Raw genomic sequence first — 25,739 nt, 5'->3', positions numbered from 1 at the left:
CATGAGCTCAGATATGCAGGTCTTCAAACTGCCCGATCTCGGGGAGGGCCTCACCGAGGCCGAACTGGTGAACTGGCTCGTTGCCGTGGGCGACGAGATTGTGGTTGACCAGCCCATCGCCGAGGTTGAAACCGCCAAGTCGATGGTTGAGGTGCCCTCGCCTTACGCCGGCACCGTTGCCGAGCTGCACGGTGAAGCGGGTCAAACGCTCGACGTCGGCAAGCCGCTGATCTCGATCGCTCGCGCTGGTGCTTCTGCGGCTTCGCCCGCTGCCGCAGCTCCTGTTCCGGCTGGTTCTGTTGATCCTTCGCCGGTGTCCTCAGGTCTTGACGCTTCGCCGGCCGCGGAAGCTGCCGCCGAGACGTACCGGACCGAGGAGAAGGCCGGATCTGGCAACGTGCTCATTGGGTACGGAACTCCCGGGGGAGTGACAGGTGGCCGGACCCGACCGCGTAAGGCGAGTGTTTCTGTTGCTTCTTCAGTTGTTGAGCCTGCAGCTGAGCCTGCTGCTGTGCCTGTGATGGAGCCTTCCGTGGCCGGGACGCGAATCCCCGGCAAGCTCAGTGCCGTGATCTCTCCGCTCGTCCGGAAAATGGCGCGCGATCACGGGGTTTCCCTCGATGCCATTGAGGGCTCGGGGACCAGTGGGCTGATCATGCGGCGGGATGTGGAAGCGGCTATTACTGTGCCTGCTACACGTGAGCCTGCTCCTGCGGCTTCTCGTGTCTCCGCTCCCGCTCCTGCTATTGCTTCTATTGATGCGGGTGCCGTGGACAGCCGGACTGGTTTGTCGGTCTCGGCTCGGACGCCTGTTCGTGGGGTCCGCAAGGCCGTGGCTGCGAACATGACCCGCAGTCGCTCGGAGATCCCCGAAGCCACCGTGTGGGTGGACGTGGACGCTACCGCGCTGCTGGAGATGCGGGCCGAACTCAAGAAGCGCGCACCGCACGATACCCCTGGTCTGTTGGCCTTCATCGCCCGTTTTGTCACGGCTGGGTTAAAAAAGTACCCGGCCTTGAACACGCGCTTTGAAACTGCAGAGGACGGCACGCAGGAGATCGTAGGATTCGAAGGCGTCAACCTCGGCTTCGCCGCGCAGACCGACCGCGGACTCGTGGTTCCTTCTGTCCGCAATGCGCACCAGCTGAGTGCCCGCGAACTGGACGCAGAGATCCGCCGACTCACCGCCGTCGCACGTGACGGAAAGGCGACCCCCACGGAACTGGGCTCCGGCACGTTCACGCTGAACAACTACGGTGTGTTCGGTGTGGACGGCTCGGCCGCCATCATCAACTACCCCGAGGTCGCGATGCTGGGCGTGGGCCGCATCATCGACAAGCCCTGGGTGGTCAACGGTGAGCTGGCCGTCCGCAAGGTCACCGAGCTGACCCTGGCCTTCGACCACCGAGTGTGCGACGGCGAAACCGCGGCCGGCTTCCTCCGGTACGTCGCCGACGCCATCGAAAACCCCGGCGGCGCGCTAGCCGACATGTAACCCTCTCTCACATCCGATCCCCAACTCGGGATCCCTCTCTCACATCCCCCCGGGCTAAAACCGAACGCTCTATCAGTTCCCTCGGGCTTGAGCCGGACGCTCTATCAGTTCCGGGGGGTTTGAGCCGAACGTTCTCTCACATCCCTGCGCGTATAGGCCCACTGGCGGGCCGCCCATTCCGGGTAGCCCGCCAGTAGGGCCGAATCGGCAACCAAAGCACCCCAGAGTCATCGCAACCAGCAAGGTCTTGACGCCTTACTTGCATTTTGCAAGTATGGGCCGCATGAGCCTATTTATCACATGCCCGGTTGAAGACGTCGAGCGCGCGACAGCTTTCTATAGCGCCCTCGGCTGGACCCTCAACACTGAGATGTCCGATCACAACGTGTCATGCTTCGCGATCGCCCCCGAGCAGTACGTCATGCTCGGTAGCCGTGAGATGTACGCGAGCGTCGGTGGCACCGAGGAGTTGGTGGGCGGACCCGAAACCCCTTCGAAGGTCACAGTTTCATTCGATCTCGACAGCCGAGAGGCGGTGGACGAGCTTATCGAACGCGCCAGCGCCGCCGGTGGGCGGATCGGTGACACCGATGACTACCCCTTCATGTACCAGCGCCAATTCGATGACCCTGACGGCTACCACTACTCACCGTTTTGGATGAAGCCGGACGCTCAGCCGAGCGCGTGAGCAACCTTGCCGCGGCCCTCGACATCGTCGGACCACGGTGGGCATTGCTTATCGTGGAGCGGCTGCTCGACGGGCCACAGCGTTACGGCGATCTGCAGCGCGACCTCGGGGTGCCGACCAACATCCTCGCGACCCGACTGCGCGAGCTCGAAGCAGCCGGTGTACTGTCCCGCCTGCCGCTCCGGCACAACACCCGAGCCTACGCGCTGACCGATAAAGGGCTCGCCTTGCGCGAGGCGATCCTCGCGCTGGAACGCTGGGGCGGATGCTGTGCTTGAATGCGTCTATAAGAAGCGAGCGTGGGATTGAACCCACGACACTCATGTGGAGAAAGCAGGAAGTTATGGGGAAACTTTCGGACGGCCATCTTTGGACCCTGGTTCACGCTGAGCGCGCAGCGCTGATGGAGGACTTGATGGGCCTTAGCGCGGAACAGTGGCGTCACAAGACCCTGTGCGGGCAGTGGAATGTGGAGCAAGTAGTCGCACATCTCACGGCAGCGGCGAGCCTTAACCAGTGGCAGTGGCTGCGCAGCATGCTCGGTGCGCGTTTCCGCCCTGACGTGCATAACCAGCGCAGGCTCGAGGAGCACCTTGGTAGCACTCCGGCTAAGACATTGGACCGGTTTCGAGCCGTCATCCACAGCAGCATCGCACCGTCCTCCGATACTCCGGCGTATCTGGGGGAGGTAGTGGTGCATGCCCAGGACATCCGCCGGCCTCTGGGACTTCCACGCACTCCGAGCATTGACGCTTTGACGCCCGTCGCGGAGTTCTACGCCCGCCGGGACTTTGCAGTCGCCAGCCGCACGCACGCCGCCGACCTGCGGCTGGAGGCGAATGACGGCGCCTTCTCTTCAGGTACAGGACCGCTGGTTACTGGTACGACCCTCGCCCTGGTGATGGCGATGGCCGGACGTCATCCCTACCTTGAGGACCTCAAGGGTCCCGGTGTTCCTACTCTTCGCTCACGCCTGGACATCTCGGCCGCGAGATCCGCCTAGTTCCCCAGCTGCCCGTTCAATTACCGGGCCCGAACATGATCGAGTCGAAAACGGCGCGTGCCTCCCTCGTCAGCTCCGGATTGATCGATTCGTGGAATTGCACCACCCAGCTCACAGCGCGCTTGCCGTTCAAATCCACAACCCGGTAAGTTTCGCGCTCAGCGGCGCTCGAGTACCAGCGTGAGCATTCGTTTGAGAATTCAGAGTGGATGCAGAACTTATCGCGGTCGCAGCCTGTGATGTCCACGCCGCCCTTGACGAAATGGTCGAACTCCAAGCCGGAGTAATCACCCACCTTGACCTTGACGGGAGGGGTGCTCGCCGTTGACGTCTGCGCCGTCAATGCGTCGACGAAGCTCTTAAGCGACGGATCGACCTTGACGAGCGCGCCCTCCCAAGCGCATGCGTCGGTCGGCACATAGTCGGCGGGCCACCAACCCACGTAGACCCCCCATTCGTCCGGGTGATTCGGGTCATCTTTGGCCACACCATCGCCGTCGTCAGTCGACCAACCGGCTGGGACTGTGATCTCGAAAGGCGCCGAGTAGCCCTTGACGAGGACGCGGTAGGTGCCGGCGTCGAGGTTGCCACTCTCCGGCAGCAGTGGGATTGTTTGGGGGGCGCCACCTTCAGGCTGTGCCGGGGCCGTGCGGGCCTCCGTCGTAGAAGAACTTGGGGACGGGAGGGAGGCGTCGTCGGGCTTGGAGTCACACCCACCGAGACATCCAACGAGTGCGATAACCAGCAAGGGTAAGAGATAGCGCCGTCTTTGAGTAGCCAGATCCAGGGGTGTCATGGGGCTCACCGATCCACCAAGCCGCTTTGGGGTACTGCGAGGCCCCGCAGCTCAGTGGCCTCGCGGGCGGCCCCAGATGGGATGCCGTCGCCACAAGTCTCCTCCGGCACACAACCCATGACAATAAGGGTTGTTAGTAGATCAGTTACGGCGCATGCAATCCGGATTGTGGACCGCGAACTGGACAGAAACCCATAGGTTCCCCACCGGCGTCGAGTAGCCTTGCACGCAACCGTCCAGCAACAGAAGGAAGTGGCGCAAATGCAGCAATACGTGGTTCTCCAGGTGATCCTGAAAGAAAAAATGTGGGGCGCCGGTTCGGGTAACCTGCCTTCCCTGGAAAAGGCCATCAACGATCAAGCCGCTAAGGGTTACAGGCTCCACACCATCACCACCGCCAGCAGCGGAAGCAAGGGCGTGATCGGCGGCGGCGATCGCATACAGGCGACCATGGTGTTTGAGCGCGTCGGCTAGGGCTCCACGCACGCCGGATCAGAAGGCCGGAACTTCCTGCGGAACGTAAGAGTCTGCAGTTGTGCCGTTTCCTAGTTGTCCCAGACCGTTCTCTCCCCAAGACCAGAGTCTTCCGTCGCCGGTTAGGGCATAGGACGTGTAGAGGCCTCCAGTGACAAACTGGACACCGTTTAGCTGCTGCACGCGAACCGGTGCGGTTGCGTTGTTTCGGGTGCCATCTCCCAGCTCCCCTGAATAGTTGTACCCCCAAGCCCAAAACTCATCTGCACCGTTGGAAGCGAAGGCGCTATTAGTGTTAGCCCCTATGCTTTCCATGCCACTTAGCCCAGGGATCTGAACGGGGACATCGCTATATCCCTGGTATGTTCCGTTCGCCAACAGGCCAAGCCCGTTGTGACCCCAAGCCCAGACGGTTCCATCGTTGCGAAGGGCAAGGGCGCCATAGCTGGTGCCCACAATGTCCCGCACTCCGTCCAAGCCCGAAACCCTGACCGGTACCAAGGAGTTGACGGTTGTTCCGTTGCCTAGCTGGCCCTCCCCGTTGTAACCCCACGCCCACACTGTACCGTCGCTTTTTAAGGCGTAGCCCGAATTTCCGCCGCCCGAGATTTTGGTGACATCCGTGAGACCTTGCACCTGAAGGGGTGTACTGCCTGTCCCCAGAGTGTGGCCTTGCCCTTGCTGGCCTTTGGTGTTGTTTCCCCATGCCCAAACAGTGCCGTCGGAGCGCAACGCGTAGGCTGTGTTCCCGTTAGTGGCGACACTCCTGACGCTGTTCAATCCCTGTACCTCCAGTGGAACCGATGAATATTGCCCACCACTTGAGTTGCCAAGCTGGCCGTAATAGTTGCTCCCCCAGGCCCACACGGATCCGTCGCTCTTGAGGGCGTAGGCGTTGTATCCGTATGCTGCGACACCTGTGACCTTCCGAAGTCCCAAAACCAGAGCGGGCACGTAGGTGGCATACGCATCGGAGCCTGTCCCCAAATTTCCGGAGGCATTGAAACCCCATGCCCACAGTGTCCCGTCGGCTTTCAGAGCGAAGGCGCTCTCAATCCCCGCCGCCATGCCGATGACGCCGGTTTGTACTGGGTCGGAGGGTTTGATGACGGGGGTGTTTTGGCAGGGGTTTGCGGTGAAGAGGGGCCAGGTGTTGGTTGCTGTGGCTTTCCATTCGCCGAGGTCGAAGCCGAGTATTTTGATGCCTGCCAGGACGCCGAGTCGGCCTTCGACGCCGAGTTCCAGGGGGCAGGTCCAGGTGAGGTCTTGTCCGCTGGCGGTGGTGACGGTGATGGTGGTGGTCGCGTAGGGGCCGATGCCGAAGGTGATCCCGGCGATGCCGTAGAGCTTGATGGTGGCGTCGAAGTCCAGGGATGCTCGTGCGGTCAGGGATGCTGAGGCTTTGTATTCGTTTTCGATTCCTGCGGTGGTGGGTTTGTCGTTGACCAGGTTGAACGAGCCGTTGTTGTATTTGAAGCCGTGGTTGCTGGTGACGGTCTGGGATGAGGAGAACACCACGTCGGCGTTTCCGTCCAGGGAGAAGTTCGCGTTCATGGTCGCGTTGCTGGTCACTACTACCGGGACCGGGCCGGCCATGAACGTGAACGCGGAGTTCAGTTCGCCCAGTTTGGCGGTGACCTGGCCTTTCAGTGATCCCTGGGCCGTGAGGGAGTGTTCGGCTTTGATGGAGGGGGTGATGACCACTGAGACTTCCTTCAGGCTCAGGAAGGCGGTCTCCAGGGTCATTTTTGCTGTGGCTTTGGCCGTGACGGAGGACTTCAGGGTCACTGACCCGTCACCGGTCAAGGGTGCGTCGGGTTTGCCGAACTCGCCCTTGACGGTCCTGCTCAGGACCATGGATTTGTTGAACACTTCCGCGGAGGCGGCCGCGTAGGGCCGGGCCATGTCCGGTGTGGTTGCGGGGCTGGTTCTGGTTGAGGTGGGGGCCGTGTCGGGTTCAACCACGACGTCGGGCGCGGGGATGAACTCGGAACTCACCGGGGTGCCGGTCACTTCGAGCAGACCTCCCGTGGAGACCACGGCCTCGGGCACGGTGGCGGGTTTGGTTTTCACCAGGGTGGTTCCGCCCGGGTCGCGGACTACTTGGACTACCCGGACCAGGAGCCCGTCCGGGGTGCCGGTAGTAGCACCGGAGACCAGTACGTCATTGGGTTTGATGTCCGTGGCCTGATCCGAAGGCAACGCAATGGTGTTGGTGGTCACCTGGGCGGTTTGGAGTTGGGCGGGTTCCAGGACTTCAACATCCGGGGCCACCGTGACCGTCCCCGCGGCAGGGTTTCCCGGGTCGGCCGGGGTTTTCTGGCCCGCGTACCGGTAGAGGAACGCGGCCATCGCATCACGGGCGATCCCGTCAAAGGGCCGGTACTGACGCGCACCGTTACCAGCATCCCAGCCCGTGGAAATCCCGGCCCCGGCCAACCAGGTGATCTCCGTGTAGAACCCGCCACCGGCGGGAACATCCGTAAAAGGAGACACCGGTGGGGCCGTGAACGCTGGCTTGTCCGCGTACCGGTACAAGAACGCGGCCATCGCATCACGGGCGATCGGAGACAACGGACGATACTCACGCACCCCGCCATCGAGAGCCCAGCCGGTGGAAATGCCCGTGGAGGCAAGCCAGGTGATTTCTTTATAAAACGCTGCCTCTACCGGGACATCCGTGAACGGAGACGCCGTGGGCGGTGTGAACGCCGGGGACCCGGCATGGCGGTACAAGAACGCGGCCATCGCGTTCCGGGCAATGGACTCCAACGGACGATACTGCCGCACCCCGCCACCAACATCCCAGCCCGTGGAAATACCCGACGCGGCCAACCACGAAATCTCCGTCGCGAACTGCGACTCCACCGGCACATCCGAGAACGACACCACGTTCTCCACCACCGGATCCGCAGCCACCGCCGACGGCACCACCAACAACCCCGGCACCACCACCACAACAACAGCGACCAACCACGCCACACCACGACGAAACACCGCAACCCCCACACCTTGGGAAAATAATCAGGACGAAAGAAGGGGCTGCCTTGGACGGCGGCACCCGAAGGTACGAGAAGGCCGGCACCACCTCTTGTGGTGCCGGCCGTTCGCTTGCTGAGGACTAACTCGGGTTGAACTTACCGTTATAGCGGTACATGAAGGCAGCCATCGCATCGCGATTGACGGCGTTAAGCGGGCGGAACGTCTTGCTGTTGTCCGCTTCTGTCCAGCCAGTGCTGATGCCTTGAGCTGCCAGCCAGGTGATCTCTTTGTAGAACTGGCTGCTGGTGGGCACATCGGTGAACGGTGACGCACTCGGGGGATCGAAGGCGGGTTTCCCTGCCAGCCGGTACATGAAGGCTGCCATCGCATCCCGGTTGACAGCCTGAAGGGGCCGGTAGGTTTTGCTGCCGTCCGACTCTGTCCAACCGGTGGAGACACCCTTGTCAGCGAGCCACGTAATTTCCTTGTAGAACTGGCTGCTGGTGGGCACATCCGTGAACGGTGACGTGGCCGGGGGAGTGAAGGCTGGCTTTCCTGCCAGCCGGTACATGAAGGCTGCCATCGCATCACGGTTGACGGGGGAGAGCGGCCGGAACGTTTTGGAGCCATCCGCCTCCGTCCAGCCGGTGCTGATACCGGCAGTGGCCATCCAGCTAATCTCTGTGCTGAACTGCCCGCCCGCAGGTACGTCGGAGAATCCGGTGCCGGCGTTGCCTGCTGTGGCGAAGCTGAGGGTACCGATGTCAGTGTTTGTACCCACTGTGGTTCCTACGTTCGAGGCAGCCCCTTCGGTCTTGACGTTGCCGGAGAAGATAGTTCCGAGGGAGCCCGAAGGCCGGGTTGGGATCATGTTGGCCGAGACCAAGTAGCTTCCCGTGGTAAGTCCTGTCACCTTGAACGTGCCATCGGCGATGGTGTTCGCGCCGCGGGTGACCAGCGAGCCGTCCTTGGTGTAAACGCGGACAGGAACATTATTCAGTGGCTGCCCGTCTGTGCCCACAATCTTTCCCGTGAGCGTGCCACCCGTCTTCGCTGTGCTTGTCAGCCCGGTCTTCGCTTCACCTGTAGCCACAGTGACCGTGGTGGCTGATGAAGCGCCTGCGGATTCGGACTTGTCTTTGAAGAAGGAGGCTTCAACGTCAGTGGTCAAGCCGCTGGATCGGTTGAATTCAATGGCATAGGTCCCTGCCGGAAGCCGGCTGAAAGAGAAGCTTCCAGTGTTATCGACAGAGGCCTGGCTGACCACTCCGCCGGGGCCTACCAAGGCAGCGTAGTTGGCTTGGCTGAAGGAACCTGCAGGAACGCTGAGCGTGCCCGATACGGCGGCCCCAGGCACCAAAACCTCATTGGCCACCGAGATTGTCTGACCGGTAGTCACAGCAACGGCGATTGATGCTGACGCGTCCTGCTTCTGGCCCTGCCACTGGTCCAGAAGGTTTTGGTTGAAGGGCGAGTACTGCAATTTGTATGATCCTGCCGGGAGGCCGCCTATGCTGAACGCACCCGTCGAATCGGTTTGGGCACTGCTCACCCAGGCAAGGTCGGTTGTGGCTTTAGCCGTTACCATGATGCCAGACGCCGAGAATCCTGCGGGGACCGTCACTTTGCCCTTTATTTTCGCGGCAGCTATCAGTGTTTGGTTGATTCCTGTAACGGTTTGGGCTGGTTGCAGGGTTACCAAAGTGGCATTGTCTTGCGTAGCTCCCGAAGGCCCGTAGTACGCGGAAAGCACGGGGGAGTCGGAGCCGCTCCAGCCAAAGGAAACTCGGTAGGTGGCCGGGGTCAGCCCTCCAATGCTGAAGTCGCCATTGGCGTTTGCCGTGGTGTATCCCCCTGGATCGGAGGGCTTGGCCGCATTGGAAAAGTAGACAGAGACCTTCGTGGGATCGACACCGGCTGGAACAGTCACTTTGCCGGTCGCGATTCCGGCGGGGGCCAAAGAAACGTTTTGCGTGATGTTGCCTTGTTTGGGAACCTCGAGCAGGGTGGCTGACGACCAGTCCTTGCTCCCAAGGAAGGTCTCGATCACCGGGCTGGGGGTTGGGTTGGGATCCCACGGGGAGCCCCAGTTGAACCGCAGCCGGTATTGACCGGCGATCATGTTGGTGAGCGAGTACGTACCATCCGCTTTCAGCGAAGTGCTATATGAGCTGTACTCGCCATCGCGTGTTGCGTTCACGTTCACCTTGGTGGCATCGACGCCGGCAGGGACGGACACCTTGCCGCCGACTGTAGCGCCTGCGTTCAGGACTGCTGAGACGTTTGCCTGTGCCTGCCCCGTGGTCAGAGTGATTGTCTGAGCCGAGGATGCCAGTTCTTTGTCGTCAAACCATTCCTGGACGTTGACCGGAGCGCCGCCACCTTCACCGTAGGCACTGAATTTGACCTTGTAGTTGCCGGGCTCCAGACCGCTCAAGGTATAGGCCCCGGAACCGCTCCAAATCCGGGTCTCGCCGACGTACATATCGTCCTTGTAAGCGTCGATGATGATCATGCTGGCACTCAGACCAGCCTGCATCTGCACGCTACCGCTGATGCTCGCAGTTCCCGCAGCCATGGCGGCCGGAGCGCCGGAGAAGGATGCTGCGAGGAGTGACAGACCGGCCACGGGCACAAGTAAGTGCCGGGAAATTTTCGGTTTTTTCAAAGGTGCCCCCATATATTTGTTTTTCGACGCCGAGTCAAGTCAAGTTGTTGCGTCTGCCACATGCTATTTCTTATACGGCGGGTCTGTCGATCATGGGGGAAAATAGTGCAATCATTACGTCGCATTTGGGAGTCAACTTTCGGTAATGACCGATTAGCACTCATTAGTGTGACGTTATTTATCGCAGCGCCCCTGGTTTTACTTCCGGACGGCCTGCACAGGTTTGTGCTGCCAAAACTGACTATTTTGTTTATTGCACTGGGCGTGGGCCTTCTAGTCCCGGCGACGTCAAGACTCGGGCGTCCCGTGGCGCTGATTCTGGCAGCGATAGCGGCGGCTTTCCTCATTGCCGCACTGAGTTCCGGAGACCCCGGTGCTGCCATCGTTGGACGATGGCCGCGTTACGAAGGCCTACCTGTCCTGCTTTTGTATGTGGGTCTATTGGTAGCCGGTGCGAGAGTGCTTGGGGGGTCCACGGCTTCGAAAAGCAGGCGCTATCTAGGCCGGGGGCTGTGCTTCAGCATGCTCATTCTGGCGCCTATCGCGGTGGCCGAGGCGGCTGGTCTCAGGCCCCTTGGCGGCGCCGACGATGTCCGTCCCGGAGCGACCTTGGGGAATGCCACGGACCTGGGCTTGGTGGGGTTGGTCGCATGCTTGCTGCTTCTGCCCTCGGCGTTGTGGACAAAGAACAGGCTGGCACAAATAGGTGCTGTTGCGGCAGGAGTGGTTACGGTCGCTTCCGGTTCGCGGGCTTGCATTCTGGTTGTGGTAGTTTGCGGAACTGTGCTTTTCGGATTCAAGGCGTTCCAGCTCATGAGATCCGGAAAGCGAGTCCTCGCGCTCACTGCCCTCGCGGGCTTTTTGGGCGCTGCGGCCGTCTTGTCATGGTCCATCCCTTCCGTCGCTGATCGCTTGTTCAGCACGGAAACAGTCGCGGGTCGCGTGTATCTCTGGGAGGCATCCCTCCGTGCATTGTCGGGCAACGCGTTCGTTGGGCTTGGGGCCGGGCAATTCGTGGACGTCTTGCCTTCTCACCTATCCGACGCATTCGCCAGGAACGTGGGAACTGAGTTCCCGGCGGACAGCCCGCACATGGTGGCTCTTCAATTGGTCAGCGCAGGAGGACTGCTGTTCCTCCTATCCGCGGGGGTCGTTATGTGTACGGTCATCGTGGCGGGCGTCAGGCGTAGCCGCGCCCTACCGGTGAACGAACACAAACTGTTTCTGGTAGGCGCGCTGGCGGCAGTATGCGGCTACGGATTCGCCCTCATGACTCACTTCACCTCGCCGGGAACAACCGCCCTGGTGTGCGTTCTGGCCGGTGCCATCCTTGGAAATGTACCAGCACAAGAAGCAGACGCCGGGCGTCGGCCGGGCAAGGTGTTGAATTCAGTGCGCCTGGCAGCGGCAGGGCTTGCCTTGATGGGTGCCATCCTCAGTGGTGTGGCGGCAAGCGCAGAGCTGCCAATGAAATCCGGAACTGAGCTGGCTGCCAAGGGGGACATCCCGCTGGCCTCCAAGGAATTCGAACAGGCCAGGGCTTTGCGACCCTGGGACCAGGACATAGATCTCCTTGCCGCCCAGGCGTTCGCTGTTCGGGCCGTCACCGGCGATACAACAGCGGCAGCTGCCGCAGTCACCTGGGCGAGTTCCGCCGTCGAGCGTAACCCGGGCTCCATGGAGGCACTGACGGCGCTTGCCGTCGGGCAACTTGGGACTGGCGACGTTGAGGCCGCATGGAAGACTCTGGACAGGCAGATTGAGCGCTCTCCGTGGACGTCGGAGCCATACCTCCTCCGGGGACTTGCCAAAGCGAGCGGGCAGGATGCGGCGGGCGCAATTGCAGATATTGAACGCGCTGCTGCACTGACTCCCAAACCGGAGCGGGCACTGTCCATCCTCTCGGAGCTTTACGTGGTGTCCGGCCAGCCCGAAAAAGCTGCCGACGTGGAGAAGCGGCTGGCACAGGCTCGATAAATCCGTGTGACATGACAAAAATTCATCAGTCATATATAGCGCGTTCGAGGAGGCATGCAATACGGTTTGGTCAGGCACGGTGTCGAGCCCATTATGGGTGGGAGATCTCGGGGTGAACGGTAATGCGAATTTCCGGAGCAGACAGGAAATACAATGCCCACGTGTGGATTCTGGCTTTGACAGTGGCCTCGCTCGTGTCCTGCGCGCCGAGCCCTGGAACGCCACCCGCTAATAGCCCCGTTGCAAGCCCCTCAGAGGCCGTTGTGCCCGTGGAATCTGTTACGCCCACACCAACGCAAACGCCGCTAACTGGCCCTGCAGTCGCCGGTACGAGAGGGCCGTCCGGCACTTTTGTTGCCCACATGAAAGATGTGGACGGCTACACTTTCGATCTCGATGTGAATGTCATAACGAGCTCCTTGGGCGAGACAGTGGCCGACGACAAGCCGGGCTTTATGAGTGCCAGGTTCCTACTTGATATGGACCTCCACATAATAAACACCACTCCGGGACGCAACGTTTCCTTCAAAGGGGTGGATGGCGTGACTAAGCCCTTCGGTAATCCGAAGTTCCTGGTCAGCGCGCTCTGGAATAGCGACAGCCCCATTTGTCTATCGGCCGCTGAGTCCGCCAAACGCGCCACCAAACCATGCTCGATCTTGCTTGGCTTTGGATATGCAGACGTTTCAACTCCCGCTGGCGGTACCACAGCCCTGAAGGTTTTCAAAGGATCGCCCGGCGGGCACCAAACCGCCGGGATGGCCGGATTTCCCGAATCGGAGTGGCCAGCTATCAAGGAAGCCCTAACTAAGCCTGACGCATTCCTCGTCTCCTACGACGGAGGCGACTTCCGCCGTTTCGGTTGCCCTTTGCATGGATTCCTAGGTGCGATAGTGGGCGCTGATTCACCCGCCTATGAGTGTGGAGCCGTGATGCCCGAGCTCGTCAAACATCCCGCCACCTGAAACGTGACTCTGGGCCGATTCCGCCATGAAGTGAAATTGGAGTACGCAGCAGACTAAGGCTATCTTTTAGAATAACTGCCAATTGGTAGATGAAATGGGGGCGGGTTTCCGCCAAAACGTGCGGAAAGTTGATATAAGTGCGCCATAAATACAGACGGAAGCTTCTTGCTTCCGGGATCAGTCTTGCCCTAACGGCTTTCATGATGATCGGGCTGGTTCCGGCCAGTGCGGCTCCCGCAGATCCAGCGGCCGTACCCGCGGCTTCGACCCAGACCCAGCCGGACTCCGTGGCCCAGAACAACGGGCCGTCCTTCCCTGCACCCGCCACGTCTCCTTTTGCAGACGTCTCCACATCCCAGCAGTTCTACGCTGAGATGGCTTGGTTGGCTGGCGCGGGTGTCAGCACCGGATGGTCCGAGGCCAACGGGTCAAAGACCTACAGGGCGTTGCAGGCAGTAAACAGGGACGCGATGGCGGCGTTCATGTACCGGCTCTCCGGCAGTCCGGGATTCGTCCCGCCCGCAGAGTCACCTTTCGCTGATGTGTCCACGTCCCAGCAGTTCTACAAAGAGATGGCTTGGCTCGCGTCCAAGGGCATCAGCACCGGCTGGACCGAAGCAGACGGCTTCACTAAAACCTACCGGGCACTTCAGCCTGTCAACCGCGATGCCATGGCAGCGTTCCTTTACCGTCTGGCGGGAAGCCCGGATTACACCCCGCCGGCAGTCTCGCCATTCGCGGATGTGTCCACGTCCCAGCAGTTCTACAAGGAAATGGCGTGGCTTGCCTCTTCCGGCATCAGCACCGGGTGGACCGAAGCGAACGGCTCGAAGACGTACCGGGCGTTGCAGGCTGTCAACCGTGATGCCATGGCAGCGTTTATGTACCGCTTCCACCTGAAAACAAGCCCGCTCACCATTTCCAACGATCACTTGATGGATGGCATCGCCGGAGTCACGTACCTCGAGCAGCTCACTGGGGCAGGCGGATTCGGCTCCCTGACATGGAGCGCCTCAGGCCTACCGGAGGGTGTCACTCTCTCGCCCACCGGCATATTGTCCGGTTCTCCAACGGCCACGGGTGATTACCCGGTCTCTGTGACAGCCACTGATGATTCCGGGATGAAGCTTTCGCGCACGCTGAACCTTAGCGTCCCGGAAGCCGCACCTGAAGAGTGTGCAGGCAAGGCATGCGAGATCCTGGTGCCCCAGGAAAATACGGTCCGCGTCCCAGGGGACAACATCGTTGCCATCAACAGGGACCCTGAATCGAACCAGATTGTCTCCGTGGAGCTTACGTCCATCGACGTGACCGCGGGTCAGGTGCTGACTCTGGACCCTTGGGCCAATCTCGAATCAGGCGCAATCCTCTACGTCAATGACGTTCAAAGGACCGCTGACGGCACGCTCTTGGTGTCGGTCTCCACGGCCAACCTTTCCGCGGCCTACTCCGAAGGCACTGTTCATTTCACCGACCCAGCAGCTGTAGCCACCTCACTGGGCGAATCCGAGAAACTCTCCACCCCTTTCGCAGCGAAGGATCCGGTCCCTGCGCCGAAGAAAATACAGTGTGAAGGCGGCGCGACAGCAGACCTCAAGGGCTTGTCTGTTACGCCTGACATGAAACCCTCGCTCTATGCCGATTGGAAGCCCTTCTTTAGCGGACTTCACCAGCTCCAGGCCAACATCGAGGGATCTATCACCGTCAACCTGGGAGCAGCTGTTTCCGGTGAAGGTATCTGCACTCTGACGGGTCCCGAGGTCAAAGTGACCGTCCCGTCCGGCGTCGGCGCCATCGTCATGACGGCCCAGCCGTCCCTGACGTTTGAGGTCAACGGCAAACTGGATCTCAGCACCTCCGTCACCCTCCAATGCGGCACGTCCTACCAGTGGCGTGACGGCAAGGAAAGCCGGGCCGCCACCTGCGGTACTGAGCACGAGCCGTTAGGCCTCTCCAGCGATTCGGGCATCGATGCGACCCTGACCGGAGCAATCGATACACGCGTTACATGGGTGGAAATCGTCGGAATTACGGGCCAGATCAACGCGTCCGTCTCTGCCGGTTACCACCCCACCGAAGACCCCATGGCCGAGCTTAAGGGCCGGGTTGGATTCGAACTTGGCGCTTGCCTTGTCTGTTTCTTCGACGGCGGGCCTCACGTGACCATTTACTCCGGCACGATCTACGAAAAGACCATCGCCTCATGGTCCACAAAGCCACCGGCCCCCGGTACTCCCGACCCGGAAGTAAACCCAGCGGTTGAACCCCTGAAGGTGCTGTCAGCCTCGTTGCCCAGCGCGACCGTGGGAAGGGCATACAAAATAGCTCTCGCTGCCAAGGGCGGGACGCCGCCCTACACCTGGACGATTTCCAAAGGGACGCTGCCGTCAGGTCTCGCCCTCAATCCAGGGACCGGCATAGTCGCGGGTGTTCCAACTGCAGTTGCTACGGTCAACATCACTGTTACAGCGACGGACAAATCCGGAGCGGCTGCATCGGCTCCGCTGGCATTGGTGGTAAACCCAACCCCACCGCGTGGAAACAAAGTCCTTGTATATGCCGATGGCGATGAAGGGTATGGCATTGCAAGTGTCGCCAAAACTCTCCGCGACACCGGTGCAGAGGTTGTGGAGGCGACGGTTCTCCCTGAGGATTTGAGCGGCTACAAATCAATTTGGAATCCGTCCCGCTACGGATGGAGCGATGCTGAAGAGCGCCGCGTTGCCAGTTTCATTGCAGACGGTGGAGCGGCCTACCTCACAGGTGAACGCCCGTGCTGCGAGGCGCTGAATGCCAGCGTTCAGAGTGTCCTGCAGGAGGTCCTGGTCGACCAAAACGTAGTAGTCGGACGTATGGGGGACGTGCAGGGAACCTTCACTTTCAATCCTGCAGCCACCAATGAGATCACCAAGGTGCCCAACGTGCTTTCCACTTTTGCACCTGATGCACCCGGCGCCATCACCGGAATGGCCGGTGTGGACGCAAGGAACGTCTTCGCACGTAGTGAAAGCGTGGCTATCGGAGGCGTCTGGTCTGAGGGAGACATGAAGACCGGACGAGGGCGCGTTGTTGTCTTAATGGACATCAATTACCTCGAGTACGACGCCAGGACGCCGATCATCCAAAACGTCCAGCACTTCCTGTCCAAAACACCCTAATGTCCTCTCCTTAACACCCTGAAGAACCAAATGGCCGGTCTGGAGTTTCCAGGCCGGCCGTTTGTATGTGGGTCGCAGGGATCGGGCTCAGGGGTGCGGGGAATGAAACTGAACTCAAGGTCGCGTAACCTCCCTCCGCAATTCCTCCAACTGTTGCTTTACAGGTGGTGGGTGTCGTCTGATTGGTTTCTGAGTGTTGTCTGGGTGTCGCCGGTGTGTGGGGGTTGCGGTGTTTCGTCGTGGTGTGGCGTGGTTGGTTGCTGTTGTTGTGGTGGTGGTGCCGGGGTTGTTGGTGGTGCCGTCGGCGGTGGCTGCGGATCCGGTGGTGGAGAACGTGGTGTCGTTCTCGGATGTGCCGGTGGAGTCGCAGTTCGCTACGGAGATTTCGTGGTTGGCCGCGTCGGGTATTTCCACGGGCTGGGATGTTGGTGGCGGGGTGCGGCAGTATCGTCCGTTGGAGTCCATTGCCCGGAACGCGATGGCCGCGTTCTTGTACCGTCATGCCGGGTCCCCGGCGTTCACACCCCCCACGGTGTCGCCGTTCACGGATGTGCCGGTAGAGGCAGCGTTTTATAAGGAAATCACCTGGCTTGCCTCCACGGGTATTTCCACCGGCTGGGCTCTCGATGGCGGGGTGCGTGAGTATCGTCCGTTGTCTCCGATCGCCCGTGACGCGATGGCCGCGTTCTTGTACCGGTACGCGGACAAGCCGGCGTTCACGGCCCCACCGGTGTCTCCTTTTACGGATGTTCCCGCCGGTGGCGGGTTCTACACGGAGATCACCTGGTTGGCCGGGGCCGGGATTTCCACGGGCTGGGATGCTGGTAACGGGGCGCGTCAGTACCGGCCCTTTGACGGGATCGCCCGTGATGCGATGGCCGCGTTCCTCTACCGGTACGCGGGCCAGAAAACCCCGGCCGACCCGGGAAACCCTGCCGCGGGGACGGTCACGGTGGCCCCGGATGTTGAAGTCCTGGAACCCGCCCAACTCCAAACCGCCCAGGTGACCACCAACACCATTGCGTTGCCTTCGGATCAGGCCACGGACATCAAACCCAATGACGTACTGGTCTCCGGTGCTACTACCGGCACCCCGGACGGGCTCCTGGTCCGGGTAGTCCAAGTAGTCCGCGACCCGGGCGGAACCACCCTGGTGAAAACCAAACCCGCCACCGTGCCCGAGGCCGTGGTCTCCACGGGAGGTTTGCTCGAAGTGACCGGCACCCCGGTGAGTTCCGAGTTCATCCCGGCGCCCGACGTCGTGGTTGAACCTGACACGGCCCCCACCTCAACCAGAACCGGCCCCGCAACCACACCGGACATGGCCCGGCCTTACGCGGCGGCCTCCGCGGAGGTGTTCAACAAATCCATGGTCCTGAGCAGGACCGTCAAGGGCGAGTTCGGCAAACCCGACGCACCCTTGACCGGTGACGGGTCGGTGACCCTGAAGTCCTCCGTCACGGCCAAAGCCACAGCAAAAATGACCCTGGAGACCGCCTTCCTGAGCCTGAAGGAAGTCTCAGTGGTCATCACCCCCTCCATCAAAGCCGAACACTCCCTCACGGCCCAGGGATCACTGAAAGGCCAGGTCACCGCCAAACTGGGCGAACTGAACTCCGCGTTCACGTTCATGGCCGGCCCGGTCCCGGTAGTAGTGACCAGCAACGCGACCATGAACGCGAACTTCTCCCTGGACGGAAACGCCGAGGTGGTGTTCTCCTCATCCCAGACCGTCACCAGCAACCACGGCTTCAAATACAACAACGGCTCGTTCAACCTGGTCAACGACAAACCCACCACCGCAGGAATCGAAAACGAATACAAAGCCTCAGCATCCCTGACCGCACGAGCATCCCTGGACTTCGACGCCACCATGAAGCTTTACGGCATCGCCGGGATCACCTTCGGCATCGGCCCTTACGCGACCACCACCATCACCGTGACCGCAGCCAGCGGACAAGACCTCACCTGGACCTGCCCCCTGGAACTCGGCGTCGAAGGCCGACTCGGCGTCCTGGCAGGCATCAAAATACTCGGCTTCGACCTCGGCGAATGGAAAGCCACAGCAACCAACACCTGGCCCCTCTTCACCGCAAACCCCTGCCAAAACACCCCCGTCATCAAACCCCAACCAACAAACCCCAACCCAACACCGACACCAACACCGACGCCGACTGTGCCGGCAGGGTTTGGCAACGTCAAGGAGGTCTCAGTCAACGGGGCGTCGACTCACGCTCTGAAGTACGACGGTACGGTGTGGGCTTGGAAACTGGAGGGTAATGCCGATACGGGCATTGTGACTGATTCGTCAGTACCCGAGCAGCTTCCCGGACTTAGCGGTATCCAAGACATCGAGACAGGCGCCTATTCAACCCTTGCTCTGAAGGACGACGGGACGGTTTGGTCATGGGGGTACAACATGGGCGGCGAACTGGGGAACGGCACCACAAGCCCCTCGATGATCCCCGCACGAATCCAAGGACTGACTGAGATCACAAAGATCTTCAATGGCGACTCAGCAGCATATGCCATAAAGAACGACGGAACGGTTTGGTCGTGGGGCAGCAACGGTTATGGCGAGCTGGGGCGACCGGCTTCGAATTTCGCGACTGAACCAGGCCAGATCCTTGAGGTCACCGGGGTTGTCACTTTGGTCACCGGAATCTATTCGACCTATGCCCTCAAAGACGACGGCACAGTCTGGGCTTGGGGACTAAATCAAAATGGACAACTGGGTAACGGCAACAGAGGTTCAGCTTACGCTCCGTCCCAAGTGCTGGGCCTCTCCAGTGTCAAAGCACTAAAGGCAGACAATTTTTCCGCGGTGGCACTGCTGAAAGATGGCACCGTGATGACTTGGGGGCACAACGGTTACGGTCAAGCGGGTGTAGGCACCACCACGGACGTGCTGATACCGGTCACGGTGTCCGGAGTCTCTGGTATAGCTGAAGTCGAGACGCGCTTCTACTCCACTTACGCCATTGGCGAGGATGGGTCCGTTTGGGCTTGGGGCCGGAACGAATACGGGCGGCTCGGCATTGGAAGCACCGTAAACTCCTCCACTCCGGTCCAATTGGCAGGACTCGCGAACGTGAAAGACATCAGCGCCACCTACTGGTCCGCTTACGCCCTTATGACGGACGGCAGCGTCCGGGCCTGGGGTGCGAACGGCCACGGACAGCTGGGAAATGGGACCACTGCACACTCATCCATCCCGGTTACGGTGCAGGGCCTAACCGGCGTGGTTGAGGTCATCGCTGGTTTTCATCAACAGTACGCATTGAAAGACGATCACACGGTGTGGGCATGGGGATATAACGAATTCGGGGAGCTGGGCAACGGCACCACAGTCGACTCGCATGTTCCCGTGCCAGTTGGCGGCTAACTTTGCCATGGTGACGGGACAAACCCGGTACGCTGGAAGCTGTTTTTTGCGTCCAAACACCGGAGTGTCGTGCGAGTTGTAGTTCTTGGGGATATTGGTCAGCCCGTTTATCACGTGGGTGACGAAGCCATGACCCATGCCGTGGTGGACGAACTGCGCGCCAGGGGAGTGACGGACATTGTGCTGTTGTCGCGGGATCCGGTGCAGAGCACCAGGATTTTTGGCACCGAGTCAGTGAAGACCTTGGAGTTCCCGTGGCCTCCTCACCGGCGTGAGAGGTACCTGCGCGAGATCAAGGCCATCCTCGCAGGGGACATGTCTGCCCTTCCCGCCGAGGACCAGGTTCATGCACTCATTGAGACCATGAAGAGCTGCGACGGCGTAGTAATCGCCGGTGGCGGGAACATGACTTCCCCCTACGGCTGGCTGCTCTACGAAAGGGCGGCGGTGGGCGCCATCGCCAACGCCTTGGGCAAGCCGCTGGTCATTTCCGGGCAAACCCTTGGGCCTGTCCTGACGGGCACTGACTATGACACGGTTGTGGAACTCTTCCGCTCAGCAACGCTCACCAGTGTCCGCGAACAAACCTCGTGGGAACTGATGCGGAACGCCGACGTGCCGGCCGGGTTGACGCTCGACGACGCGAGCTTCTTTGAGGTGGACCACGCCCTTCCGGCCGCCCTCGAACTGGATCAGGTGACGTACAAGCCTCAACCGGGCCGGCCCTTCCTGGTAGCCACTTTTGCGCCCGGCACCGGCGCCATGGACAGGGATGCTTTCAATCAGCGGATCGCTGAGGTGCTGGACAGAATCGCCGACTCCGGCAACCTGGATGTTGTGATGATCGCCCACATGTCGCACCCGGGCCAAGCTGACATCGACATTGAAACCCACCAGGACATCCGGCGCAGGATGAACACGGAGAACGTGATGGTCTGCGGTCAGCTGTCCGCGGAGGAGTCTGCGTCGTTGACGATGCAGGCCGAGATAGTGGTGGCGAGCCGGTACCACCCGATCGTCTTCGCACTGGCCGCAGGCGTTCCTTGCCTGGGTATCGCCGTGGACTACTACGGTGAGGTGCGGATCGGTGGGGCACTTGCAAACTGGGGTCTCGGCCACACCATGCGTTCCCTCCGCCACTTGGCCACTCCGGAATTCGATGCTTTCGTAGACCAGTTCCTGGCCAGCAACAATGACATCCGTTCATATCTGAAGCAACTGAGCCCCGCCCAAGGCGAGTTCCAACGCGAGTGGTGGGACGCCGTCGTCGAGACCCTGCAGGGGGCCCGACCAGAGGCGCCGGTTCTTGTCAGCCCGGAACCGGCCCTTCCGGAACTCGCCTCCAGTGAGCACCCGTCCGTGGCCCAGCTGACGGCCAACAACGAGCTGCACATCGGCCACCAGTCGGTGGAGCTCTATGGCCTGACCCACATTCTGGAAGACACCCGTGGAAGCCTCGGCGCAGTGGAAGCGGACCGGGACCGGCTGCGGGACGAACTGAATCACCTCACCGGAACGCTTGCCGCCAGGGAGTCTGAACGCGACCATCTTCAGACTGAACGCGACCAGCTCCATGATGAGCTTCAGGTGCTGAAGTCCTCCCTGCTGGTGCGGGCCGGCCGAAAGCTCAGGCTGCTCCGACGCTGAGGAACGTCCGCCAGCCTTCCAGCATCCGCTCGGGTTCCGTGGGTAGAGTAGAGGCCTGAACATCGCCGGATTGCAGTGGATACGGAGCACGAATTGTCAGCTTGGCTAGAACTTGGACCGGACAACTACGTCTTGGAAACCGAGGGATCGTTACTCAACACCGGGCTTGTGGTGGGCTCTGAACTCGCCATGGTCATCGACACCGGCTGCGGCCCGCGCCAAGGCCGGGAGATCCTCGCTGCAGTTCGCGAAAAGACCCAGCTTCCGCTGGTTGTGGTGAACACCCACGCGCACTACGACCACTTCTTCGGCAACGCAGTATTTGCCGACGACGGCGTCACGGAGTTTTGGGCGCACGCCAACTGTGCGGCCGCTATAGAACGCGACGCCGACAACCAGCGACGCTTCGTAGCCACCAACGAACCCGAGATGGCTGCGGGGGAGGGTGACGCTGTCGACATCGTGGTCCCCAACGCCCTGGTCCATGACCAGCCTGTCCTCGTTGACCTTGGCGGTATCACCGCCACGCTGTTCTACCTGGGCCGGGCACACACCGACGGCGACCTCCTTGTTGGCACCAACTCCACCCTGTATGTAGGTGACCTGGTGGAACAGGGCGCGCATCCCTCGTTTGAGGACTCGTACCCGGAGGAATGGGCGGATGCCCTGCGGCACATCTCTGCCCTGCGCCACCGCTATGAGTTCCTTGTCCCGGGCCACGGCAAACCCGCCAGCGACGGGTTCGTGAAAACCATGGCTGACACCATGGGAACTGCAGTCCGGCAAGCAACCCAGTCCATTCGCGATATGCCCTCCGATGCCACCAAAGCCATTCCTGTGCTGCCGTACGGCCCGGAGCAATCACGCTGGTTCATTAAGAGGCTTCAGGAAACCAACGCCCACGGACGTTCTTCAGTGGGCACCCCGGACTTCGGGCCGGAAAAGACGGGTTTTTATCCTTCGTAAAACAAGCTTCCTTACAAATTTGCCATTTTCTTTACTCCCAACCATGGACTAACCGCTTAATGCCGTCCTAGGATGAAGGCGACCAATGGTTCGCGACTACCTGGGGGTGTCGAGATGACGGGTTCACGCGTGTTTCCGCGTGCTACCAGCATTCTCCGCTCCGTCATGGTCGCTGGCGCCGGCACCGCAATCTGGATGGCACTTTCCGCCTCGGCCGCAAGTGCAGATACGGGAACCTCTGACAAAACCCTTCTTGGATCTGTCACGTCCTCAACATCGGTGAGCATCCCCGTGCCGAACGTACCCCTGCCGAACGTGGTCAAGGGACTGGTGCCTACCAACCAGATCAACGTCCGCGTGCCTGCCGTGACACCCCTTGTGGAACACGTTGGCGGCACGGTTGATCATGTGGTTTCAGCCGTCCCGGTGGTCAATAACGTGGTCCCGTCAGACACTGCAGGAACTGTGGTGAACACGGTGGTGGCTCCTGTCACTAACACCGTGGACCACACGGTAAACGTAGTTGTTCCGCCGGTGAATCAGGTTTTGGAACCCGCCCGGCTGGAACCTGTCACTGACGTAGTGTCCCCGATTGTGGACCCGATTGTCGGCGTTGTGGACGGCGTTGTAGGCACCGTGCTGCCGCCCGTCGAAGCCGTAGTTCCGCCGGTAGTCGCTCCGCCTGTTCCGCCTGTGGCAGTTCCGCCGGTGGTGGCGCCTCCCGTCCCGGCACCCGAGACTCCCGCTGTGCCGGGAACCGACGCTCCTGTTGCTCCCGCTGCGGCGGAAGCCGGCACTTTGGCGACTACCGGCGTCGTACATTCCACGGGCACAACTCTTCTTGAGACCGGCAAACTGGACCCGCGCGTCACTCGACCAGGAGTGAACGCCAGCGCTTCAGGGCTGCTGAATCCCGCACGAAACTTCGGTCCCACCGGGATCACAGCGGTGCTCGGCGGTGCCTCCTCAGCCGACGATCCCGCCGCGCCTGCGGACCTGACTCCCGACCCCGCAGCAGTCCCCGGCAGCCTCACGGGAGCCGGCTCCGGAAACTCCCAAAACGGTCCGCCCAGCCCAGCAGCAGCATTCCTGCAGGGCGCCCTGATCATCCCCGTCGACGCTCTTCCCGGCCTGGCAACGGCCGGCAACGAACAACATCCAACGCCGGTGTGCTTCGACCCCGGCTCCTCTCCTGACTAGTTCCCCCACCAGCCGCACAGCTCTTCGCGGCAGACGGTCATTCAGGCGATCCGTCACTCGGACGCCCTTGGGAACAACGTCTTCAGGAGAGAACCACAATGAACACGACCATACGCAAGTGCCTCATCGGCACATGCTTTGCAGGGGGCATGATCGTCCTCAGCGCCACAGCGGCAAACGCTGCCGACACCACCAGCGGCAAAGACGGACTCCTTTCCGGCACACAAGTGGTGGCACCCGTAACAGCGCCGATAAGCCTCGGCGGAACATCACTTGGACTATTGGGGGATTCAGCAGCTACCGTCTCGGCACCTGCTGCAGGTTCGAGTGCCGCCGGTGCGGGCCCGGCGCCGACGGCCACCACCAACGGTTCCAACAGCATCGGCTCCGGAACGCAGATAGTTGCTCCGGTAACGGTGCCCATAAACCTGGGCTCGTCATCAGTGGGTCTGCTGGGGGGCTCCACTGCGACGAGCTCAGCCACACCTGCCGCTCCAGCCGCACCTGCGGCTCCAGCGGCTGCAACAAGTCCGACGCCGGCAGCCAGCACCAGCGGTTCGGACGGTATCGCCTCAGGAACCCAAGTAGTGGCACCGGTGACAGTGCCGATCAGCTTGGGTTCGACCTCAGCTGGTGTACTTGGCGACTCCGTTGCTACAACTTCAGCTCCTGCTCCGGCCCCTGCTGTGGCTCCGGCCCCAGCCTCAGCACCGGCGCAGGCAACCACGTCGGGGGGAGAGAGTATCGCATCCGGCGCTCAGGTAGTGGCTCCGATTTCGGTCCCTGTTAACATCGGAGCCACTGCCGTGGGTGTTGGCGGAGACTCCTCTGCTACCTCCGGCTCAGCTGCTTCTTCTGGTGCGTCGGCTCCTTCGGGTGCTTCGACGTCGGGAGCTTCCACTTCCGGTTCAGAAGGCATTGCCTCAGGTACGCAGGTTGTTGCTCCTGTGACGGTGCCGATCAACGTGGGTTCCACCTCGGCTGGTTTGCTGGGTGATTCCTCCGCTACGAACAGTGGTGCTGGTTCGACAGGGGCTTCTGCGCCTGCTCCTTCGGGCGCTTCGACCTCGGGTTCGGATGGCATTGGTTCGGGTACGCAGGTTGTTGCTCCTGTGACGGTGCCGATCAACGTGGGTTCCACCTCCGCTGGTTTGTTGGGCGACTCATCTGCCGCGAACACTGGTACCGGCACCGGTGGAACTGCTCCGTCGGGCACCACGTCCGGTAGCACCACGTCCGGCAGCGACGGAGTTCTTTCCGGCACCCAGGTTGTTGCTCCTGTATCTGTGCCGGTCAATTTGGGTTCCACCTCGGCTGGTTTGCTGGGTGACTCTTCCGCCACGAACACGGGTACCACCGGCGGAACTGCCCCGACGGGCACGACCTCCGGTAGCACCACCACCGGCAGCGACGGAATTCTTTCCGGCACCCAGCTGATCATCCCGATCACGGCTCCCGTAACCCTCGGTTCCACCTCGGTGGGAATTGGTGGAGGATCGACAGCCACTGTGAACCCTCCTGTGGTGAATCCTCCTGTTGTGAATCCTCCGGTTGTGAATCCTCCGGTGGTGAATCCTCCGGTGGTGAATCCTCCGGTGGTGAATCCTCCGGTGGTGAATCCTCCGGTGGTGAACCCTCCTGTTGTGAACCCGCCGGTTGTGAACCCTCCGGTGGTCAACCCTCCTGTTGTGAACCCGTCGGTGGTCAATCCTCCTGCAAGTGTCGGAGTTAGCACGGGTACCGATACCCAGGCCAGCGCTGTAGTGGCGCAGGGTGCCGCCAAGGGTGCAGGGACGGCCGCAGCCTACACCGCCGTCGGAAGTGCCAACACCTTGGCCAACACCGGCCTGAACGGTCAGTGGGTTCTCTGGGCAGGGGCCATGCTCCTGATGGGGCTCCTGCTCGCAGTCGCTGGCCGCCGTAAGGCAGCAGCCAGCCGCCGCTAAGCCAAGGAAGTAATCTCACTTCGCATGTAGTTGTTGCGGCTCCGACACCCCGGAGCCGCAACAATTGCCCGCACCCCCCGCACGCCCACGCTGCGTCGCTACCGTTCGCGCCGATCGCCCCCGTAACCCACACCAACGTGTCGTCGCTACCGTTCGCGCCGATCGCCCCCGTAACCTATGGTGCGAGTGGCGCGAAAGGGTGCGGCCCTGACCACGAAGGGGAGCGCCCGGCGGCAAAGGGTGCGCAGCGAGGAAAACGGTGCGAGTCGCGAAGGGGAGCGCCGGGCGGCAAGGGGTGCGCAGCGCGGAAAACGGTGCGAGTCACGAGGTGGAGAGCCCGGCGGCAAAGGATGCGCAGCGCGGTAACAGTGTGAGCCAGCCAGCCCCTC

At 61.3% G+C, this 25,739-nt stretch carries 16 protein-coding genes; 13 read left to right on the top strand and 3 right to left on the bottom strand.

The features are described 5' to 3' along the window. Position 1 precedes the first annotated feature (1 nt). From HAV21_RS10825 to HAV21_RS10810, 4 genes are all read left to right on the top strand, one after another. A complete protein-coding gene (locus HAV21_RS10825) occupies positions 2-1,495 on the top strand; it encodes a dihydrolipoamide acetyltransferase family protein (protein ID WP_243753236.1) in 1,494 nt (497 codons plus the stop codon). A 283-nt stretch (positions 1,496-1,778) separates the two neighbouring features. Beyond that, entirely contained in the window at positions 1,779-2,183 is a 405-nt protein-coding gene (locus HAV21_RS10820; protein WP_166841698.1) for a VOC family protein, read from the top strand. Continuing rightward, entirely contained in the window at positions 2,180-2,461 is a 282-nt protein-coding gene (locus HAV21_RS10815) for a helix-turn-helix domain-containing protein (RefSeq protein WP_166841697.1), read from the top strand. The genes HAV21_RS10820 and HAV21_RS10815 overlap by 4 nt, the downstream gene beginning before the upstream one ends. A gap of 65 nt (positions 2,462-2,526) precedes the next feature. Beyond that, positions 2,527-3,186, top strand: a complete 660-nt coding sequence (locus HAV21_RS10810; RefSeq protein WP_166841696.1) for a maleylpyruvate isomerase family mycothiol-dependent enzyme — start codon at positions 2,527-2,529, stop codon at positions 3,184-3,186. 16 nt (positions 3,187-3,202) lie between these two features. Here HAV21_RS10810 and HAV21_RS10805 read toward each other — a convergent pair whose 3' ends face one another. Beyond that, a complete protein-coding gene (locus HAV21_RS10805) occupies positions 3,203-3,991 on the bottom strand; it encodes a hypothetical protein (RefSeq protein ID WP_166841695.1) in 789 nt (262 codons plus the stop codon). Positions 3,992-4,243: 252 nt separating this feature from the next. Between HAV21_RS10805 and HAV21_RS10800 the strand changes: the two genes are divergently transcribed. Next, a complete protein-coding gene (locus HAV21_RS10800) occupies positions 4,244-4,456 on the top strand; it encodes a DUF4177 domain-containing protein (RefSeq protein ID WP_024817767.1) in 213 nt (70 codons plus the stop codon). Between the two features lie 18 nt (positions 4,457-4,474). Here the strand turns inward: HAV21_RS10800 and HAV21_RS10795 are convergent, their stop codons facing one another. Together HAV21_RS10795 and HAV21_RS10790 are read right to left on the bottom strand one after the other, a co-directional pair. Further along, positions 4,475-7,453 carry an S-layer homology domain-containing protein gene (locus HAV21_RS10795; RefSeq protein WP_166841694.1) on the bottom strand — a complete coding sequence of 993 codons (2,979 nt, stop codon included), beginning with the start codon at positions 7,451-7,453 and terminating at the stop codon, positions 4,475-4,477. Positions 7,454-7,577: 124 nt separating this feature from the next. Beyond that, positions 7,578-10,067: an S-layer homology domain-containing protein gene (locus HAV21_RS10790; protein WP_347877642.1), complete on the bottom strand. Its 2,490-nt coding sequence runs from the start codon at positions 10,065-10,067 to the stop codon at positions 7,578-7,580. Between the two features lie 285 nt (positions 10,068-10,352). On the opposite strand from HAV21_RS10790, the gene HAV21_RS10785 reads away from it, so the two are divergent. From HAV21_RS10785 to HAV21_RS10750, 8 genes are all read left to right on the top strand, one after another. Next, positions 10,353-12,083: a polymerase gene (locus HAV21_RS10785; RefSeq protein ID WP_243753235.1), complete on the top strand. Its 1,731-nt coding sequence runs from the start codon at positions 10,353-10,355 to the stop codon at positions 12,081-12,083. A gap of 362 nt (positions 12,084-12,445) precedes the next feature. Then, positions 12,446-13,048, top strand: a complete 603-nt coding sequence (locus HAV21_RS10780; RefSeq protein WP_166841691.1) for a hypothetical protein — start codon at positions 12,446-12,448, stop codon at positions 13,046-13,048. A gap of 200 nt (positions 13,049-13,248) precedes the next feature. Then, positions 13,249-16,206, top strand: a complete 2,958-nt coding sequence (locus tag HAV21_RS10775) for an Ig domain-containing protein (protein WP_166841851.1) — start codon at positions 13,249-13,251, stop codon at positions 16,204-16,206. A 478-nt stretch (positions 16,207-16,684) separates the two neighbouring features. Continuing rightward, complete coding sequence (locus tag HAV21_RS10770; RefSeq protein ID WP_243753254.1) at positions 16,685-19,591, top strand: S-layer homology domain-containing protein; 2,907 nt, start codon at positions 16,685-16,687, stop codon at positions 19,589-19,591. Positions 19,592-19,660: 69 nt separating this feature from the next. After that, on the top strand, positions 19,661-21,238 hold the full coding sequence (locus HAV21_RS10765) for a polysaccharide pyruvyl transferase family protein (protein ID WP_347877641.1): 1,578 nt from the start codon (positions 19,661-19,663) through the stop codon (positions 21,236-21,238). A gap of 93 nt (positions 21,239-21,331) precedes the next feature. Beyond that, positions 21,332-22,204, top strand: coding sequence for an MBL fold metallo-hydrolase (locus HAV21_RS10760; RefSeq protein ID WP_208096676.1), 873 nt, complete (start codon positions 21,332-21,334; stop codon positions 22,202-22,204). 114 nt (positions 22,205-22,318) lie between these two features. Continuing rightward, entirely contained in the window at positions 22,319-23,404 is a 1,086-nt protein-coding gene (locus HAV21_RS10755) for a hypothetical protein (protein WP_166841688.1), read from the top strand. A gap of 98 nt (positions 23,405-23,502) precedes the next feature. After that, positions 23,503-25,350, top strand: coding sequence for a chaplin family protein (locus HAV21_RS10750; protein ID WP_166841687.1), 1,848 nt, complete (start codon positions 23,503-23,505; stop codon positions 25,348-25,350). Positions 25,351-25,739: the final 389 nt, after the last annotated feature.

The sequence above is a fragment of the Paenarthrobacter sp. MSM-2-10-13 genome (genome assembly GCF_011605365.1).
Classification (GTDB): domain Bacteria; phylum Actinomycetota; class Actinomycetes; order Actinomycetales; family Micrococcaceae; genus Arthrobacter.
The sequence above is the reverse complement of the archived record's forward strand: the minus strand, read 5'-3'. Positions and strand labels throughout refer to the sequence as shown.